13 protein-coding genes are annotated in these 15,382 nt (G+C 71.1%); 10 read left to right on the top strand and 3 right to left on the bottom strand.

The genetic code is table 11. The features are described 5' to 3' along the window. Positions 1–11: 11 nt before the first annotated feature. From G3I42_RS15140 to G3I42_RS15130, 3 genes are all read right to left on the bottom strand, one after another. Positions 12–1,274 carry a PucR family transcriptional regulator gene (locus G3I42_RS15140; RefSeq protein ID WP_164286255.1) on the bottom strand — a complete coding sequence of 421 codons (1,263 nt, stop codon included), beginning with the start codon at positions 1,272–1,274 and terminating at the stop codon, positions 12–14. A gap of 202 nt (positions 1,275–1,476) precedes the next feature. Next, positions 1,477–3,021 (bottom strand): DUF6801 domain-containing protein, encoded by a 1,545-nt coding sequence (locus tag G3I42_RS15135; protein WP_164286253.1) that lies wholly within the window; start codon positions 3,019–3,021, stop codon positions 1,477–1,479. Between the two features lie 137 nt (positions 3,022–3,158). After that, positions 3,159–3,761: a hypothetical protein gene (locus G3I42_RS15130; protein WP_164286251.1), complete on the bottom strand. Its 603-nt coding sequence runs from the start codon at positions 3,759–3,761 to the stop codon at positions 3,159–3,161. A gap of 444 nt (positions 3,762–4,205) precedes the next feature. On the opposite strand from G3I42_RS15130, the gene G3I42_RS15125 reads away from it, so the two are divergent. From G3I42_RS15125 to G3I42_RS15080, 10 genes are all read left to right on the top strand, one after another. Then, a complete protein-coding gene (locus G3I42_RS15125; protein ID WP_164286249.1) occupies positions 4,206–5,141 on the top strand; it encodes a hypothetical protein in 936 nt (311 codons plus the stop codon). Positions 5,142–5,651: 510 nt separating this feature from the next. After that, a complete protein-coding gene (locus G3I42_RS15120) occupies positions 5,652–6,647 on the top strand; it encodes an ATP-binding cassette domain-containing protein (RefSeq protein ID WP_164286247.1) in 996 nt (331 codons plus the stop codon). A gap of 64 nt (positions 6,648–6,711) precedes the next feature. Beyond that, positions 6,712–7,575 (top strand): ABC transporter permease, encoded by an 864-nt coding sequence (locus G3I42_RS15115; RefSeq protein ID WP_239096464.1) that lies wholly within the window; start codon positions 6,712–6,714, stop codon positions 7,573–7,575. Between the two features lie 4 nt (positions 7,576–7,579). Beyond that, positions 7,580–8,386: an ABC transporter permease gene (locus G3I42_RS15110; RefSeq protein ID WP_164286245.1), complete on the top strand. Its 807-nt coding sequence runs from the start codon at positions 7,580–7,582 to the stop codon at positions 8,384–8,386. Between the two features lies 1 nt (position 8,387). After that, a complete protein-coding gene (locus tag G3I42_RS15105) occupies positions 8,388–9,686 on the top strand; it encodes an MCE family protein (protein WP_164286243.1) in 1,299 nt (432 codons plus the stop codon). After that, on the top strand, positions 9,683–10,738 hold the full coding sequence (locus tag G3I42_RS15100; RefSeq protein WP_164286241.1) for an MCE family protein: 1,056 nt from the start codon (positions 9,683–9,685) through the stop codon (positions 10,736–10,738). Before G3I42_RS15105 ends, G3I42_RS15100 begins: the two co-directional genes overlap by 4 nt. An 11-nt stretch (positions 10,739–10,749) precedes the next feature. Next, positions 10,750–11,814 carry an MCE family protein gene (locus G3I42_RS15095; RefSeq protein WP_164286239.1) on the top strand — a complete coding sequence of 355 codons (1,065 nt, stop codon included), beginning with the start codon at positions 10,750–10,752 and terminating at the stop codon, positions 11,812–11,814. Continuing rightward, positions 11,811–12,890 carry an MCE family protein gene (locus G3I42_RS15090; RefSeq protein WP_164286237.1) on the top strand — a complete coding sequence of 360 codons (1,080 nt, stop codon included), beginning with the start codon at positions 11,811–11,813 and terminating at the stop codon, positions 12,888–12,890. The genes G3I42_RS15095 and G3I42_RS15090 overlap by 4 nt, the downstream gene beginning before the upstream one ends. Before the next feature lie 2 nt (positions 12,891–12,892). After that, a complete protein-coding gene (locus G3I42_RS15085; RefSeq protein ID WP_164286235.1) occupies positions 12,893–14,194 on the top strand; it encodes an MCE family protein in 1,302 nt (433 codons plus the stop codon). Further along, positions 14,191–15,382, top strand: a 1,192-nt coding sequence (locus G3I42_RS15080) for an MlaD family protein (RefSeq protein WP_164286233.1), incomplete at its 3' end; no start/stop codon positions are given. The genes G3I42_RS15085 and G3I42_RS15080, both read left to right, overlap by 4 nt.

Raw genomic sequence — 15,382 nt, 5'->3', positions numbered from 1 at the left:
GGTCGAACGGGTCACGTACCGGGCGCGCCGCGCCCCGGGGCGGGGGTCGCGCCGTGCGCCGCCGTACCGCCGACCGGCTCGGTGGCGTCGTGGAGGTGCAGCGCGCGCAGCGCGGCCTCCATGGCGAACCGGTGCTCGGGGTCCTCCAGGCGGTGCCCGAAGTGCGCCTCCAGGTTGCGCAGCCGGTAGCGGACCGTCTGGGCGTGCACGCCGAGCGCGTCGCCCACCTGGTCCGCCGTGCCCCGCGTGGTGAGCCACGCGTGCAGCGTCTCCACGAGCCGGGCACGGCGGGTCCCCGAGACCTTCGCCAGCGGGGACAGCTCGCGCCGCGCGACCTCGCGCACGAGGGGGAGGTCGGAGAGCAGCCACAAGGCCATGAGGTGGTCGGCGGTGCGCAGGTACGGGGTGTCGGGGACGACGCCCTCGTCGACGAGCTGGAGCGCGCGTCGGGCCCAGCGCAGCGAGTCCGCCGCGTGGACGGTGGGCACGGTGAGCCCGATGGCGAGACGCCCGTCGAGCACCGCCGTCTCCAGCATGGTGTGCCGCTCCGGGGTGAGCGGACCGGGGACGAGCAGATGGGGCTGGGGCGCGCCGAGGTCGCAAAGGACATCGGCGGCGAGCCCCGCCTGTGTGTGCTCGGGTGCCGGAGCGCGCAGCGCGACCATGGTGACCTCGTCCGGCACCTGCCAGCACGCCTGCTCGCACAGGTCGTTGATGGTGGCGTGATGGACCGGGGTGCCGGCCAGGAGCAGGTGCAGGAGCCGTCTTCGCACCATCTCGCCCCCGGCACCCGCCCGCGCCTCCATGTACCCCTCCAGGGACAGCGCTTCGAGTTCCCCGATGTAGGAGAAGAGCGCCTCGGCGAAGGTCAGGAGCAGCTCGGGCGAGAGGTCGAAGCGGCGGCCCAGGGACTTCGCGCGGCGCAGCGCGACGCGGGCGCCGAGGCGGTAGGCGCTCTGAAGGGTGTTGAGGTCGCGGCCCTCGTACGCCTCGACCCGGCCGAACTTGCGGAGCAGTTCGTCCCGGCTCGCGGTGGAGGCGCCCGGGTCGGCGACGCGGTCGACGAAGCCGTTGAGGCTCTTCTCGACCCCCTGCCGGATCGCCGCCTCGTCGGGGCCGTCGAGCAGCCCCGCGTACTCCGGGAAGGCGCGCGTCACCTCGACCCCGATCTCCTTGATCAGCCCGGGGATCTCGGGACGCATGATCCGTGCGAACTCCCGCGGTAACGGACCGGGGGAGTCCTCGACCTCGGTGGTGCGGGTCGGCAGTTGCACGGCAGCCTCCTTGCTGTCCGGGCGCCCGGGTGGGGCCGGGCGCGAGGGCGCCTGAAGTGGCGCCGCGCCCTCGCGACCGCCAGGTGCGTACCGATGGGGAGTTCTGGTGGGAGCTACTGAAGGTAGAGCAACTGTCGCTTGTTGTACACAAGTTGTGCGGGATTTGCTGGTGAGGTGTGGCGGCTTGTGGGGAGTGCGGGGGTCAGGAGGACGAGTCCGGCTTGATACTGGGCAGTTCGGGGAGGGCCGGTGGGCAGGCGACGGGGAACTCGCCGGGCAGGCAGGTGGGTGCCTGGTTCATCCGGATCTCGTTGCCGGGACCGCTGATGGCCGCCGTGAACAGCCCGTTGAGGTTCTCCCCGCCCGTGCCGCAGCCGGTGAAGGCGGGGATGTCCACCTTCCCGGTGAGCAGACCGCCCGAGAAGACGTTCACGTAGGGGTATTCCTTCGAGAACATGTTGCCGTTGAGCACGACACGGAAGCTCTTCTCGGTCCGGCAGGACGGGCCGACGTCGAGCGGCGTGCCGTTGACCTTGACGTCGTGCAGGCGCAGCGACTGCCGGAAGGCCACGTAGTTGACGGCCGTGGTGGGGTCGATCGTGTGGGGCTGCGAGGTGAGGATGGTGATCTGGCTCGTCTCGAAGGAGACGGCCGCGCTCACCGGCACGAAACCGAAGCTGAGGAAGGTGGAGCGGGCGTCCGGAAGGTCGAGTTCGGCCAGGGACCAGATCTGGCTGTACCCGTCCAGGTCCAGTGGATCGGGGCTCCAGCCGCCGCCCTCGGAGCGCACGACGCCGCGCACGTGCATCAGCCCCGGTGTGCCGGCCAGGTCGTTGATGATCATCGAGCCGTTCTGCTTGCGCACCGTGCTCAGCCCCACGGCGTAGGCGCACATCGGGATGCCCTCCAGATCGGTCACCGTGTGGCGGTAGGGCGGCGGCGGTTCCCCGACGCTCGTGTCGAGTTTCCCGGTGGGCATGTGCGCGCAGTCGTCGTCCTGGACGGGCGGGGGCTCCGCGGCGCTCCGGGGGGCAACGGTGACGTTGCCCGTCCCGCTCTCCTCCTCCTCCTTCTTCGTCGGCGGCTCCGCGGACGGCGTCCCGGCGGGGGCGGAGGGTTCGGCGCTCTCGGGAACCGAGAGGCGCGCCACCTCGCGAGCCCCGTGCGGTGCGGGCGCGCACGAGAGCGAGACGGGTGCCCCCACGTCGGGGGTGAGCGTGAGCGTCAAGGCACCGGCGAGCAGGCGGAGCGTGCCGGAGGCGTTCACCGTGACGGTGGGCACCTCGCCGGTGTGGGCCAGGACCAGGGTGTCGCCCGTCGGCGGGAGCGCCGTCCCGGGAGCGGTCGTCCGCCAGGTGGCCTGTGCCCGCTCCTGACCCTGCACGGCCTCGATCGCCAGGGTCGACGTGCTCTCCACGGCGGTGGCGGACGGGAAGAGATCCGCGGTCCCGGCGCGCGGCACGGAGACCTCCACTCCGACATCGCCCGCCTCGATCGGCTTGCCCGCCACGGCGGAGCCCGGCAGGTGGGTCGACACCTCGACCCGGGCCGCCAGGTCGGCCGAGGGGACGCCGTTGTGGTCGGGCAGCCCGCACGAGTAGTCCAGGTCCGCGCCGGTGGCGACGGGAGCGGTGTCCGCGGCGCTGGACCCCGTTCCGGAGAGCAGACCCACGAGCAGAGCCGTCGCGGTCGCACTGGCGAGACGCGCCGTGTGCGGGCGTGCGCCTCTTCTGGTGATGGTGGGCATCCGTCTTCCTTCCCGCGTGCCTTGTCCTGGTCCTCCCCGGCGGTTCGGCGCGGCCGGGGCCGTGGCGAAAACGACGCATGCGCCTGCGCCCGCCGCCGGCCCGGGCCGGTGACGGGCGCAGGCGCGCGCTCAGCGGGTCACGGCGAGGTGATCGTCTGCTGGGCCGTGAGGACGTAGTTGGCCAGGAAGTCGGCGTGGGCGCCCGCGGTGATCAGGCCCAGGCAGCTCGCACCGGCGCCCGCGGCGAGGGAACCGCCGCCGGTGATGTGCAGGGTCTTGGTGGTGTTCTCGTACCAGCCGTTCGTGGTGCCCGCGAAGGTCACGTTGCAGCCGGTGCCGGTGACCTTGGCGCTGATGTTGCTGACGTTGCCGTCGATGTGGTTGGCCGTCGTCCCGGTCGCGTTGATGTAGAAGGGCGCGGACGTGCTCGCGGCGGCCGCGACGGTGAACGGGATGCCCGAGACGGTGCACCCGGTGAAGGTCAGGCTCGTGATGGAGCCGAGCTTGGCACCGGCCAGGCCGGAGCCCGACTTCAGCGTCCCCTTCGCCTGCGAGGACGTGCAGTTGAGGGTCGCGGCGCCGGAGGTGAGCTTCGGGTTGGCGGCGTTGGCCGTGAAGGCACCGCCGGGGGTCACGGTGTAGGTGGCGCTCGCGGTCGCCGAGGCGGAGGCGACGGAGAGGCCGATCGCCGAGGCGAGCGCGGCGGCCGTCACGGCCGCGTTCCGGGTGAATCTGCGCACGGTGGGTCCCTTCGGGGGAGCGAATGGCGTACGAGTTCGAGTACTGACGTGGGGCGACCGCCCGAATGAGGGTTGTCGCGGCTCATACTCCAGGTCAACGAACCGATCGGTTGCACACGCCGTTGTTCGTCGCCTTCGAGAGGGGACGTTACGAGCTGGTAACCGGAAGTCGCAATGGAAAAGGGAAAGAATCTCCATCGCGGGCCCTGATCGGCGAATTTCTTGCCCCCGGGCGAGCAACGGGCCCCGGTTTTTTGTCGATGGCTGACGATTTACGCGGCGCCGGGCCGAAATGCTCACCGGATGCGCAATCAGAGGTCCGCGATGCTCACCCGTTGATAAACGCGCGGGTAATGGAAAATGCGTCAGCAGGCTTATTGCCGCACGAGGTTTCCGGTGAGTAACGTCCGGGCTCGCGTTGCCCGACTCCGAAGGGAAACCGGAATGAGCACTCTCCGACGCCTCACCGTACTGAGCGCCGCCGCCGCTTTGGCGACGATCGCGTCCATCGGCACATCGACGGCCGCGGGATCGCAGCTGAACGGGCGCTGGGCGCCGTTCGGCCGCTGCCCGGTCGACAACCCCGCGATGCTCGCGGCCGACGGCATCAACGACCAGGCGACCTGTATCTCCTCCAGCTCGGCGAGCGGCGTCATCAAGATCGGCAGCTCCGTCGTCCCCACCGGGAAGACGGACCTCCAGGCCGGAGTCATCACGCACGCGGACGGCACCAACACGGTCATCGCCCCCGCCGAGGGCGCGCTCGTCGCCGACCCGGCGGACCTGCCCGGCGGCCTGCTCGGGCTGATGTGCCCCAGCTCCGTCCCCGTCGTCAGCGCCGTGTGCGGACAGATCACGAACAGCACGCTCAACCGGATCGTCGCCACCGTCGAACCGGTCGGCACCCCGAGGGACTTCGCGCTCTTCGCGGGGCTCGGCGAGAAGCAGCCGATCATCTCCATACCGGTCCGCATCCACCTGGAGAATCCGCTGATCGGCGGCAACTGCTACATCGGCACGAAGTCGTCGCCCATCGTGCTGCACCCCCAGAACCAGAGCGTCCCCGACATCGCGGCCGAGTCCTTCGCCGCGGACGGCACGGCGGCCGACACCGGCGAGATGGCGCGGCTCGCGGCGACCGGAGCCGGTCAGGAGGACACCACCTTCGCCGCTCCGGGGGCGAGCGGCTGCGGCCCGCTCGGCCTCGGCGCCTTCAACTGGGCGGTCAACCTCAAGTCCGACCTCCCGGCGGCCTCGGGCACGAACGCGCTGACGCTCCACAACGCCTCCACGTACCTGGCCACGCTCACCGACCCCGGAAGCACCGCGCCGAACCAGGGCAAAACGTTCTCGCAGTACTGGCACTCGGCGGTCAAGTGACGCGACCGCCCGCGCTGAGGTCGCCCGCGACGCGGCTCCCGCGCCGGGCGGTGCGGCTCGTCCCTCCGGCCCGGCCGCTTGTCACCCCGCGACAAACCCGCGCCCCCCTTTCGCCGCCACCGCCGTCCGTCCTCCCCGGGGAAACCGGTAAAGAAATACTTGCCGAACGGCTGTTGCTCCCCGTGGTTACTCGGTCGTAACGTCACTTCCGGGGGATTGCTTCTCTCCCCGCCGGTACCCTCCTGCCGGTGGGGAGTTCTCGGAGAAACGGACCCGGGCCCTCCTTCCCGGCCGGTTCTCCACGGCGGGGTCCCGTCTTTCGCCCGCCCCCGGCGGGACGGGGTCCCGCCGCTCGTTCCACTCATTCGCTGACAGGGGAGAAGTGTTCTTTTATCAGCGGATGACAAGTTCTCCGCGAAGGCTCGGAGCAATAGGGCCGGGATCTTGTTCGGCACGCCCGGAGAGCATTACGGTGCGCTGCCGAGTCCGCTCGCTGAAGGTGAGAAGGCGATGGGAATCGAAGTGAGGGTCGAGGGGCTGACGAAGTCCTTCGGCCGGCAGACCATCTGGCAGGACGTCAGCCTGACGCTGCCGGCGGGGGAGGTCAGCGTCATGCTCGGTCCCTCGGGGACGGGCAAGACCGTCTTCCTCAAGTCGCTGATCGGTCTGCTCAAGCCCGAACGAGGGCGTGTCCTGGTGGACGGCGTCGACATGGCCCGCTCCCCGGAGCGGGACGTCATGGAGGCCCGCAAGAAGTTCGGCCTGATGTTCCAGGACGGCGCCTTGTTCGGCTCGATGAACCTCTTCGACAACATCGCCTTCCCGCTGCGCGAGCACACCCGCAAGAAGGAGGCGGAGATCCGCCGCATCGTCATGGAACGGATCGAACTCGTCGGCCTGGTCGGCGCGGAGGGCAAGCTGCCCGGCGAGATCAGCGGCGGGATGCGCAAACGCGCGGGCCTCGCCCGGGCCCTCGTGCTCGACCCGGAGATCATCCTGTGCGACGAGCCCGACTCGGGCCTCGACCCGGTACGCACCGCCTTCATCTCCCAACTGCTCATCGACCTCAACACCCGCATCGACGCGACGATGCTCATCGTCACGCACAACCTCGACATCGCCGCGACCGTGCCCGACAACATGGGGATGCTCTTCCGCCGCGAGCTGGTCGCCTTCGGCCCGCGCGAAGTGCTCCTCACCAGCCGGGAACCGGTCGTCGCCCAGTTCCTCACCGCCAGCAAGGCGGGACCCATCGGGATGTCCGAGGAGAAGGACGCGGCGACCCTCGCCGCCGAGGCCGCCGCGTACACCCCGCCCGCCGAACCGAAGGCGCTCGTGCCGCAGTTGGAGCCGAGCGCCGGGCTCGGCGAGCGCGCCGCCGTGGCCCGGCGCAGGGAGCGCGTACGGGGGCTGCTGCACACGCTGCCCGAGCGCGCGCAGTCCGCGATCCGCACCGCGTACGGCTGGGAGCCGGGCACCTGGGCGCACCGCGGGGGAGTCTCGTGAGGGCCCGCCTGAGCGCACCGCGGGGGCGCCTTGTGAGGACGTGTACGGCACCGGGAGCCGCCGCATGAGCATCGACGAGCGTCCCGCCCCGCCGCCCGAGCCGCCCACCGTCCCCCTGGAGGCCGTGCGCGAGCCGCCGCCGGCGCCGCCGCGCCCCCCGAACCCACTGCTCGGCCCGCTCCGCCAGACGGGCAGGCTCTTCGCGCTCACCCTGGAGGTGCTGCGCGCGATCTTCCGGCGGCCGTTCCAGTTCCGGGAGTTCATCGAGCAGTTCTGGTTCATCGCGAGCGTCACGATCCTGCCCGCCGCGCTCGTCTCCATCCCCTTCGGCGCCGTCATCGCACTCCAAGTGGGCAGTCTCACTCAGCAGTTGGGCGCGCAGTCCTTCACCGGCGGAGCCAGCGTCCTCGCCGTCATCCAGCAGGCGAGCCCGCTCATCGTCTCGTTGCTCATCGCCGGCGCGGGCGGCTCGGCGATCTGCGCCGACCTCGGCTCGCGCAAGATCCGCGAGGAGCTGGACGCCATGGAGGTCATGGGGGTCTCGCCCGTGCAGCGGCTCATCGTGCCCCGCGTGCTCGCCACCATGTCCGTGGCGCTGCTGCTCAACGGCCTCGTCTCCGTCGTCGGCACCCTCGGCGGCTACTTCCTCAACATCGGCCTCCAGCACGGCACTCCGGGCGCCTACCTCCAGAGCTTCTCCGCCCTCGCCCAGCTCCCCGACCTCTACATCGGCGAACTCAAGGCACTCGTCTTCGGCCTCATTGCCGGGATCGTCGCCGCCTACCGCGGGCTCAACCCGCGCGGCGGACCCAAGGGCGTCGGCGACGCCGTCAACCAGTCCGTCGTCATCACCTTCATCCTGCTGCTCGTCGTGAACATGGCGATGACGGCGGTCTACCTCCAGATCGTTCCGCCGAAGGGAGGCTGAACGCATGGCATCCCCGCTCGCCTGGCTCGACCGCGGTGGCGACCAACTCCTCTTCTACCTCCGCGCCCTGCTGTGGATTCCGCGCACGCTCACGCGGTACGCCAAGGAGGTGCAGCGCCTGCTCGCCGAGGTGGTGTTCGGCTCCGGCGGCCTCAGCGTCATCGGCGGCACGGTCGGCGTCATGATCGGCATGACCGCGGCGACCGGCACCGTCGTCGGACTCCAGGGCTTCGCCGCCATGGACCAGATCGGCACCGCACCGCTCACCGGCTTCGTCACCGCCTACTTCAACACCCGTGAGGTCGCCCCGCTCGTCGCCGGTCTCGCCCTCTCCGCGACAGTCGGCGCCGGGTTCACCGCGCAACTCGGCGCGATGCGCATCAACGAGGAGGTCGACGCGCTCGAAGGCATGGGCATCCGCTCCATGCCCTACCTCGTCACCACCCGCATCATCGCGGGCGTCGTCGCCATCATCCCGCTCTACGCGCTCGGCCTGCTCTCCAGCTACGTCGCCTCGCGCGTCGTCACCGTCGTCTTCAACGGCCAGTCCTCCGGCACCTACGACCACTACTTCAACCTCTTCCTGGTCCCCGAGGACGTGCTGCTCAGCGTCCTGAAGGTGCTCGTCTTCAGCGTGATGGTGATCCTCGCCCACTGCTACTACGGCTTCCGCGCCCAGGGCGGCCCGGCCGGGGTCGGCGTCGCCGTGGGCCGCTCGGTGCGCAACGCCATCGTCCTCATCGCCGTCACCGACTTCTTCCTCTCGCTCGCGATCTGGGGCGCCACCACGACGGTGAAGGTGGCGGGCTGACATGAAGACCCTGCGCCTGCGCCTCGCCGGCATCGCGTTCCTCGTCGTCGCCGCCCTGCTCATCTGGCTCGCCGTCGCCGTCTACCAGAAGGACTTCAGCGACGACCCGCGCGTCGTCGTCGAGACCGGCAGCGTCGGCAACGAGATGCACATCGGCGCCGAGGTGAAACTGCGCGGCGTCGTCGTCGGCGAGGTCCGCGCCATCGACGCCTCGCGCCGGGGAGCCCGCCTCACCCTCGCGATGAAACCCGGCGCGCTCAAGTCCATCCCGCACGACGTCCGCGCCCAGATGCTCCCCACCACCCTCTTCGGCGAGCGGTACGTGGCACTCGTCGCGGACACCACGCGACCCGCCCGGCCCCTCGGCGCCGGCGCCGTCATCCCGCAGGACCGCTCGGCGAACGCCATCGAACTCCAGCAGGTCCTGGACCACACGCTCCCGCTGCTCACCGCCGTCCAGCCGCAGAAGCTCTCGGCGACGCTCTCCGCCGTCTCCCAGGCGCTCGACGGGCGCGGCGACAAGCTCGGCGAGACCCTCACCGAACTCGACGCCCACCTGAAGCGGTTCAACCCCGAACTCCCCGCGCTCAACGAGGACCTGAAGCAGCTCGTCAAGGTCTCCCACGTCTACGCGGACGCGGCCCCCGGCATCGTCGACGCCCTCCACGACCTCACCACCACGAGCGGCACGCTCGCCGAGAAGGAGAGCGACCTCTCCGCCGCCTACGCGGGCACCACCCGCGCCGCCGAGGACGTCGACGGCTTCCTGCGCGCCAACAAGGACACGATCATCCGCCTCTCGACCACCTCGCGCGGCACCCTCCAGCTCCTCGCCGAGTACTCCGGGGAGTTCCCCTGCACCCTGCGCGCGCTCACCGAGTTCGCCCCGCGCATGGACCGCGCCCTCGGCAAGGGCACGGCGCACCACGGCGTGCACGTGGAGGTCACGACCGTACCGTCCAAGGGCGCGTACCGGGCGGGCGCCGACAGCCCCGCGTACACCGCCTCCGGCGGCCCGCGCTGCTACTCCGCGCCGTATCTCGGCGAGGCGAGCGGCACCAGGCCAGCGGCCACCGCGACCGCCTCGGCGGACGAGGACCTCGGGCCCGTCAACTCGCCGCAGGAGAACGACCTCGTCAACGAACTCCTCAGCGCGCCCGGCAAGGACACGAAGGGCAAGACGGACGCGGGGACCGGTGCGGGCGAACCGGCCGCGAAGACCTCGGCGGACGAACTCCCCGGCTGGTCGAGCCTCCTCGCGGGACCCGTCTTCCGGGGCACGGAGGTGACGGTCGAATGAGCAGAGAGAGGAGCACGTTCCCGCACCGCAAGCCGCCGACGGGCGCGGTCGTCAAATCGCTCGTCTTCGTCCTCGTCACCGGGGTCGCGACCGCCGTCCTCGGCCTGTCCATCGCGAACACGGGCGTCGGTGACGACACGACGACGTACAAGGCGCTCTTCTCGGACGTGACGGGGCTCATCGACGGCGACGGCGTGCGGATCTCCGGCGTCAAGGTCGGGGAGGTCACCGACGTCCGCGTGGTCGACCACCGTACGGCCCAGGTCACCTTCACCGTCGACCGCGACCGCGCTCTCCCCGCCACCACGACGGCCTCCGTGAAGTACCTCAACATGGTCGGCCAGCGCTATGTCGCGCTGGAGCGGGGCACCGGCGCGGCCACGGGCGAACTGCCCGGCGACGGCACCATCCCGCTGAGCCGCACGACCCCCGCCCTCGACCTCACCCTCCTCTTCAACGGCTTCAGGCCGCTCTTCGAAGGGCTCGACCCGGCGCAGATGAACGAGCTGGCCGGCTCGATCGTCAAAGTCCTCCAGGGCGAGGGCGGCACCGTCGAGAGCCTCATCCAGCACGTCGGCTCGCTCTCCACGACGGTCGCGGCGAAGGACGAGGTCATCGGCGAGGTCGTCGGCAACCTCACGCAGGTGCTCGACACCTTCAACGACCGCGAGGACCGCTTCGACGACCTCGTCACCACCCTCAAGGAACTCGTCTCCGGCTTCAACGCCGACCGCAAGCCGCTCGGCGAGGCCGTCCAGGCCATGGGCGACCTGACGACCGTCACCGCCGGGCTGCTCCAGGACGCCAGAAAGCCGCTCAAGGAGGACATCCACCAGCTCGGCCGCCTCTCCGACTCGCTCGGCGACGGCATCCCGCAAATCGAGAGCTTCCTCGACAAGGCGCCCACGAAGCTGACCACCCTCGCCCGCCTCTCCTCCTACGGGTCCTGGTTCAACCTCTACCTGTGCGAGGCGAAGGTCAGCGGGCTCACCATGTCCGACGGGTCGGAGCCGCCCACCGGCATCCCCGTCACCGAAGCGAGGTGCCAGTGAAGTCCGCAGCCATGACGCCGGGGAAGCGACCGCGCTTCACGCCCGTGAAGGAACGCGACCCCGTCGCCGTCGCGCTCGTCGGACTCGCCGTGCTGGCCCTCGTCCTGTACGCGGCCTTCCACGCGACGAGCCTGCCCCTCGTGGGCGGCGGGACGACGTACACCGCCGACTTCAGCGAGGCCGCCGGGCTCGACGAGGGCGACGAGGTACGGATCGCGGGCGTCAAGGTCGGCGAGGTCACCTTCGTCGGCCTCGAAGGCGACCGCGTGAAGGTCGCCTTCCGGGTACGGGGGGACGACACGTGGATCGGCGACCGCACCACCGCCGCCATCGCCATCAAGACCCTGCTCGGCTCCAAGTACCTCGCCCTCGACCCGCTCGGCACCGGGCGCCAGGCCCCGGGCAGCCGCATCCCGCTCTCGCGCACCACGTCCCCGTACGACGTCACGAGCGCGCTCCAGGACCTCGGCAGCACCATCGACGAGGTCGACACCGCGCAGCTCGCGAAGAGCTTCGAGACCCTTTCCGAGACCTTCGAGGACTCCGCGCCCGAGGTCCGTACCGCCGTCGACGGACTCTCCGCGCTCTCGAAGACGGTCTCCTCGCGCGACGCCGAACTCGCCCGTCTCCTCAAGGGCAGCGAGCAGCTCACCAAGACGCTCCAGACGAAGAAGTCCAGCTTCGAGACGCTCATCGACGACGGCGGGTCCCTCCTCGGCGAGCTGAAGCAGCGGCGCACCGCCGTGAAGGCCCTGCTCAGCGGCAGCCAGGCGCTCAGCAAGGAGCTGAGCGGGCTCGTCGCGGACAACGAACGCCAACTGCGGCCGACGCTCACGTCGCTCGGGCGGGTCACCGACGTCCTGGAGAAGAACCAGGGAAAGCTCGACCGGACCCTCGAACTGCTCGGCCCCTACTACCGGCTCATGGGCAACACGCTCGGCAACGGCCGCTGGTTCGACAGCTACGTGTGCGGGGTCATCCCGCGCGACTACCTGCCCGCATCCGCACGGCCCGCGACGTCCTGCGTGCCGCCGAAGAACGGCGCGTACGCGAAGAACAAGGGAGGTGCGCAATGAGCGACTCCACGGACACCGGGGCCAGGGACACCGCGCCCAGGGACACCGGGTCCAGGGACCCCAGGGCGACGCACGCCTGGTCCACGCGCCGCCGCTTCCTCGTCGGCGGGCTCGTCCTCGTCCTCCTCACCGCCGCGGGGGTCTACGGCATCCGCGCCGCGCGCCCCGGCGGGACGCGCGTCACCGCGTACTTCGACCGCGCGGTCGGCATGTACGAGGGCTCCGACCTGCGCATCCTCGGGGTCCGCGTCGGCAGGGTCGTGGCGGTGCGCCCGCAGGGCACCAGGGTCGAGGTCGTCCTCGACATCGACCACGGCGTGAAGGTCCCCGCGAACGCGCGGGCCGTCGCCGTCGCCCCGAGCGTCGTCGCGGACCGGTACATCCAGCTCACCCCCGCCTACACCAAGGGCCCCCGGCTCCGCGACGGCGCGGAGCTCCCGCTCTCCCGCAACCGCACCCCCGTCGAGATCGACCAGCTCTACGACTCCCTCACCGAACTGAGCAAGGCGCTCGGGCCCGAGGGGGCCAACGCGGACGGGGCGCTGTCCGACCTCCTCGACACCGGCGCGAAGAACCTCAAGGGCAACGGCGCGGCGATCGGCGAGAGCGTCGAGCAGTTCGGCAAGGCGGCCAAGACCCTCGACGGCAGCAGCGACGAACTCTTCACGACGCTGAGCCAGCTCCAGTCCTTCACCACGATGCTGAAGGACCAGGACAGCTCGGTGCGCACCGCGCAGGAGAACCTCGACAGCGTCACCACCTACCTCGCCGACGACCGCGACGACCTCGCGGCGGCGCTCAAGGAACTCGGCACCGCGCTCGGCCGGGTCAAGACCTTCGTCCAGGACAACCGCGGCGAGCTGAAGAAGAACGTGGACCGTCTCGTCCCCCTCACCCAGACCCTCGTCGACCAGCGGAACGCGCTCGCCGAGGCACTCGACACCGCGCCGCTCGCGGCCGGGAACCTCGTCAAGGCGTACGACCCGAGGACACGCACGCTCACCGGGCGCGCCAACCTCAACGAGGTGGCCGAGGGCAGCCCGATGCTGCCGCTGCCCGCCGTGGGGGGTGAGTGACCGTGAAGCGGTCCACCGCGGCGGGACTGTGGGGCGGTACGGGGCTCGCCGCCGCGCTCGCCCTGTGCCTGACCCTCGGCATCGTCCCCGCCCCCACCCTCGGCTTCGACGGCATCGAGGACCTGCCGCTGCCCGGCGGCGCCGACCTCGGCGCCCACCCGTACACCCTCACCGCGGACATGAAGGACGTGCTCAACCTCGTCCCGCGCTCCGACGTCAAGGTCAACGACGTGACGGTCGGCCGTGTCACGCACATCGCGCTCGCCGACGACGGCTGGACGGCCCGCGTCACGCTCCGCGTCAACGGCGACGTGCGACTGCCCTCCGGCACCGGGGCCCGCCTCGAACAGTCCAGCTTGCTCGGCGAGAAGTACGTCCAGCTCGTCGAGCCCGAGGACGGCGGCGGACGGCTCCGCTCCGGCGACCGCATCCCGCTCGCCCGCACCGGCCGCACCACCGAGGTCGAGGAAGTCTTCGGCGCCCTGTCCCTGCTCCTCAACGGCGGCGGCGTCAACCAGCTGAAGTCCATCACCACCGAACTCAACAAGGCGGTCGGCGGTCGCGAGAGCGAGGTCCGCTCCACCCTGCGCCGGGTCGACACGCTCGTCAGCGACCTCGACGACCACCGCGGCGACATCACCGCCGCGCTCGACGCCGTCAACCGGCTCTCGGCGACCCTCGCCCACCGCGACCAGGACGTGGGCGCGGTGCTCGACGACCTCGCCCCCGGACTCAAGACGCTGGAGGAGCAGCGGGGTTCGCTCATGACGATGCTGCGCTCGCTCGACCGGCTCCAGGACGTCGCGGTCGACACCATCGACAGGAGCAAAGCCGACATGGTCGCCGACCTGAAGGCCCTCGCGCCGACCCTGCGCTCTCTCGCCGACGCGGGCGAGGACCTGCCCGACTCGCTCCAGGTACTCCTCACGTACCCCTTCACGGACGAGGTCCTGACCGGGGTCAAGGGCGACTACCTGAACGCGTATCTGCACATCACGGCGGCCGAGGGGACGACGCTGATCCCGCCGCTCGCACCGGAGGAGGCGGCGGAGGGCTCGGGGGAGCCGGGCGCGGCGACGCCGGAGGGGAACACGCTGCGGAAGCCGGCGGGCAAGCCCGCATCCTCGTCGCCGTCCGCCTCGCGCTCGTCCGCCTCGCCGTCCTCGTCCGCCCCGCCCTCCTTCTCCACGAAGCCCCCCGGCGAAACTCCCGCCGAGACCTCCGCGAACCCCTCCGCGGGCTCCGGCGCCTCCTCCCGCAGCCCCCTGCCCCTGCCCGCCACCACGAGCGGAGGCACCCCGTGATCACCCGCACCACCTTGTTCAAGAACATCGCCTTCGTCGTCATCGCCGTCCTCGTGCTCGCCTACCTCGGCGTGCGGTACGCGGACCTCGGGCGGTACGTGGGGGCGGCCGACTACTACTCGGTCAAGGTCGAACTACCCCGTACCGGCGGCCTGTTCACCCATGCCAACGTGACCTACCGGGGCGTCTCGGTGGGCCGCGTCGGCGACATCGGGCTCACCGCCGACGGCGTCGAGGCCCAGTTGCGCATCAAGAAGTCCGCACCCCGCATCCCCGAGGACGCCGAAGCGGTGGTGGCCGACCTGTCGGCCGTCGGCGAGCAGTACATCGACCTGCGCCCCGAGAGCGACGGCGGCCCCTACCTCGGCGACGGCTCCCGTCTCGCGGCCTCCGCCGCGTCCGTGCCCCGGCCCGTCACCGACGTGCTCTCATCCGTGGACGAGCTGACCGCCTCCGTACCGCTCGACGACCTGCGCACGGTCGTCGACGAGTTCGGCAAGGCGTTCGAAGGACGCGGCGACGACCTGCAAGTGCTGCTCGACAACGGCTCCGAGTTCGTCCGGGTTGCCGACCGCTCCTTCCCCCAGACGCGCGCGCTCATCGAGGACGGCAAGGTGGTCCTGCGCACTCAGGCGGAGGAAGCGGAGGCGATCACATCCTTCGCGCGCGGCGCCAAGGACCTCGCGGCGACGCTCAAGGGCTCCGACGCCGACCTGCGGCGCCTCATCATGGCCGCGCCCGGGGCGTCCGAGCAGATCAGCGGTGTCCTGCGCGACCTCGATCCGGAGATCGGCGTCGTCCTCGCCAACCTGCTGACGACCTCCGAGGTCGCCGTCACCCGGCAGCGCGGCACGGAGGAACTGCTCGTCAAGGTGCCCCAGGCGGTCGCCATCGGCTCGACCGCCGTCGACGGCGGAAAGCTCAACCTCGGCATGGCCGTCACCTTCTTCAAGCCCCTTCCCTGCACGGCCGGTTACGAAGACACGCGCTACCGCCTCGGTACGGACACGAGCCCCGCGCCCCCGCTCAACACCGGCGCCCGCTGTACCGCGCCCGCCTCCAGCGGCGTCCAGGTGCGCGGCTCGGCGAACGCCCCCAAGGGCGGCGCGGTGCCGAAGCCGGTGCGCCCCGGGGCGCTCGCGCTGCCCTCGGTGCGCGAGAGCGGGGCCGCGTCGACCGGCGGCGGCA

Origin of the sequence: Streptomyces sp. SID11385, assembly GCF_010548245.1 — a bacterium.
Taxonomy (GTDB): Bacteria; Actinomycetota; Actinomycetes; order Streptomycetales; family Streptomycetaceae; genus Streptomyces.
Note: the sequence above shows the minus strand (reverse complement) of the source record. Positions and strands in the feature narration are given on the sequence as shown.

Bases quoted from the DNA above. Each gene is read 5' to 3' on its own strand.
- G3I42_RS15105 (WP_164286243.1), top strand. From the start codon at position 8,388: ATGAAGACCCTGCGCCTGCGCCTCGCCGGCATCGCGTTCCTCGTCGTC.
- G3I42_RS15125 (WP_164286249.1), top strand. From the start codon at position 4,206: ATGAGCACTCTCCGACGCCTCACCGTACTGAGCGCCGCCGCCGCTTTG.
- G3I42_RS15100 (WP_164286241.1), top strand. From the start codon at position 9,683: ATGAGCAGAGAGAGGAGCACGTTCCCGCACCGCAAGCCGCCGACGGGC.
- G3I42_RS15115 (WP_239096464.1), top strand. From the start codon at position 6,712: ATGAGCATCGACGAGCGTCCCGCCCCGCCGCCCGAGCCGCCCACCGTC.
- G3I42_RS15090 (WP_164286237.1), top strand. From the start codon at position 11,811: ATGAGCGACTCCACGGACACCGGGGCCAGGGACACCGCGCCCAGGGAC.
- G3I42_RS15135 (WP_164286253.1), bottom strand. From the start codon at position 3,021: ATGCCCACCATCACCAGAAGAGGCGCACGCCCGCACACGGCGCGTCTC.
- G3I42_RS15095 (WP_164286239.1), top strand. From the start codon at position 10,750: ATGACGCCGGGGAAGCGACCGCGCTTCACGCCCGTGAAGGAACGCGAC.
- G3I42_RS15110 (WP_164286245.1), top strand. From the start codon at position 7,580: ATGGCATCCCCGCTCGCCTGGCTCGACCGCGGTGGCGACCAACTCCTC.
- G3I42_RS15120 (WP_164286247.1), top strand. From the start codon at position 5,652: ATGGGAATCGAAGTGAGGGTCGAGGGGCTGACGAAGTCCTTCGGCCGG.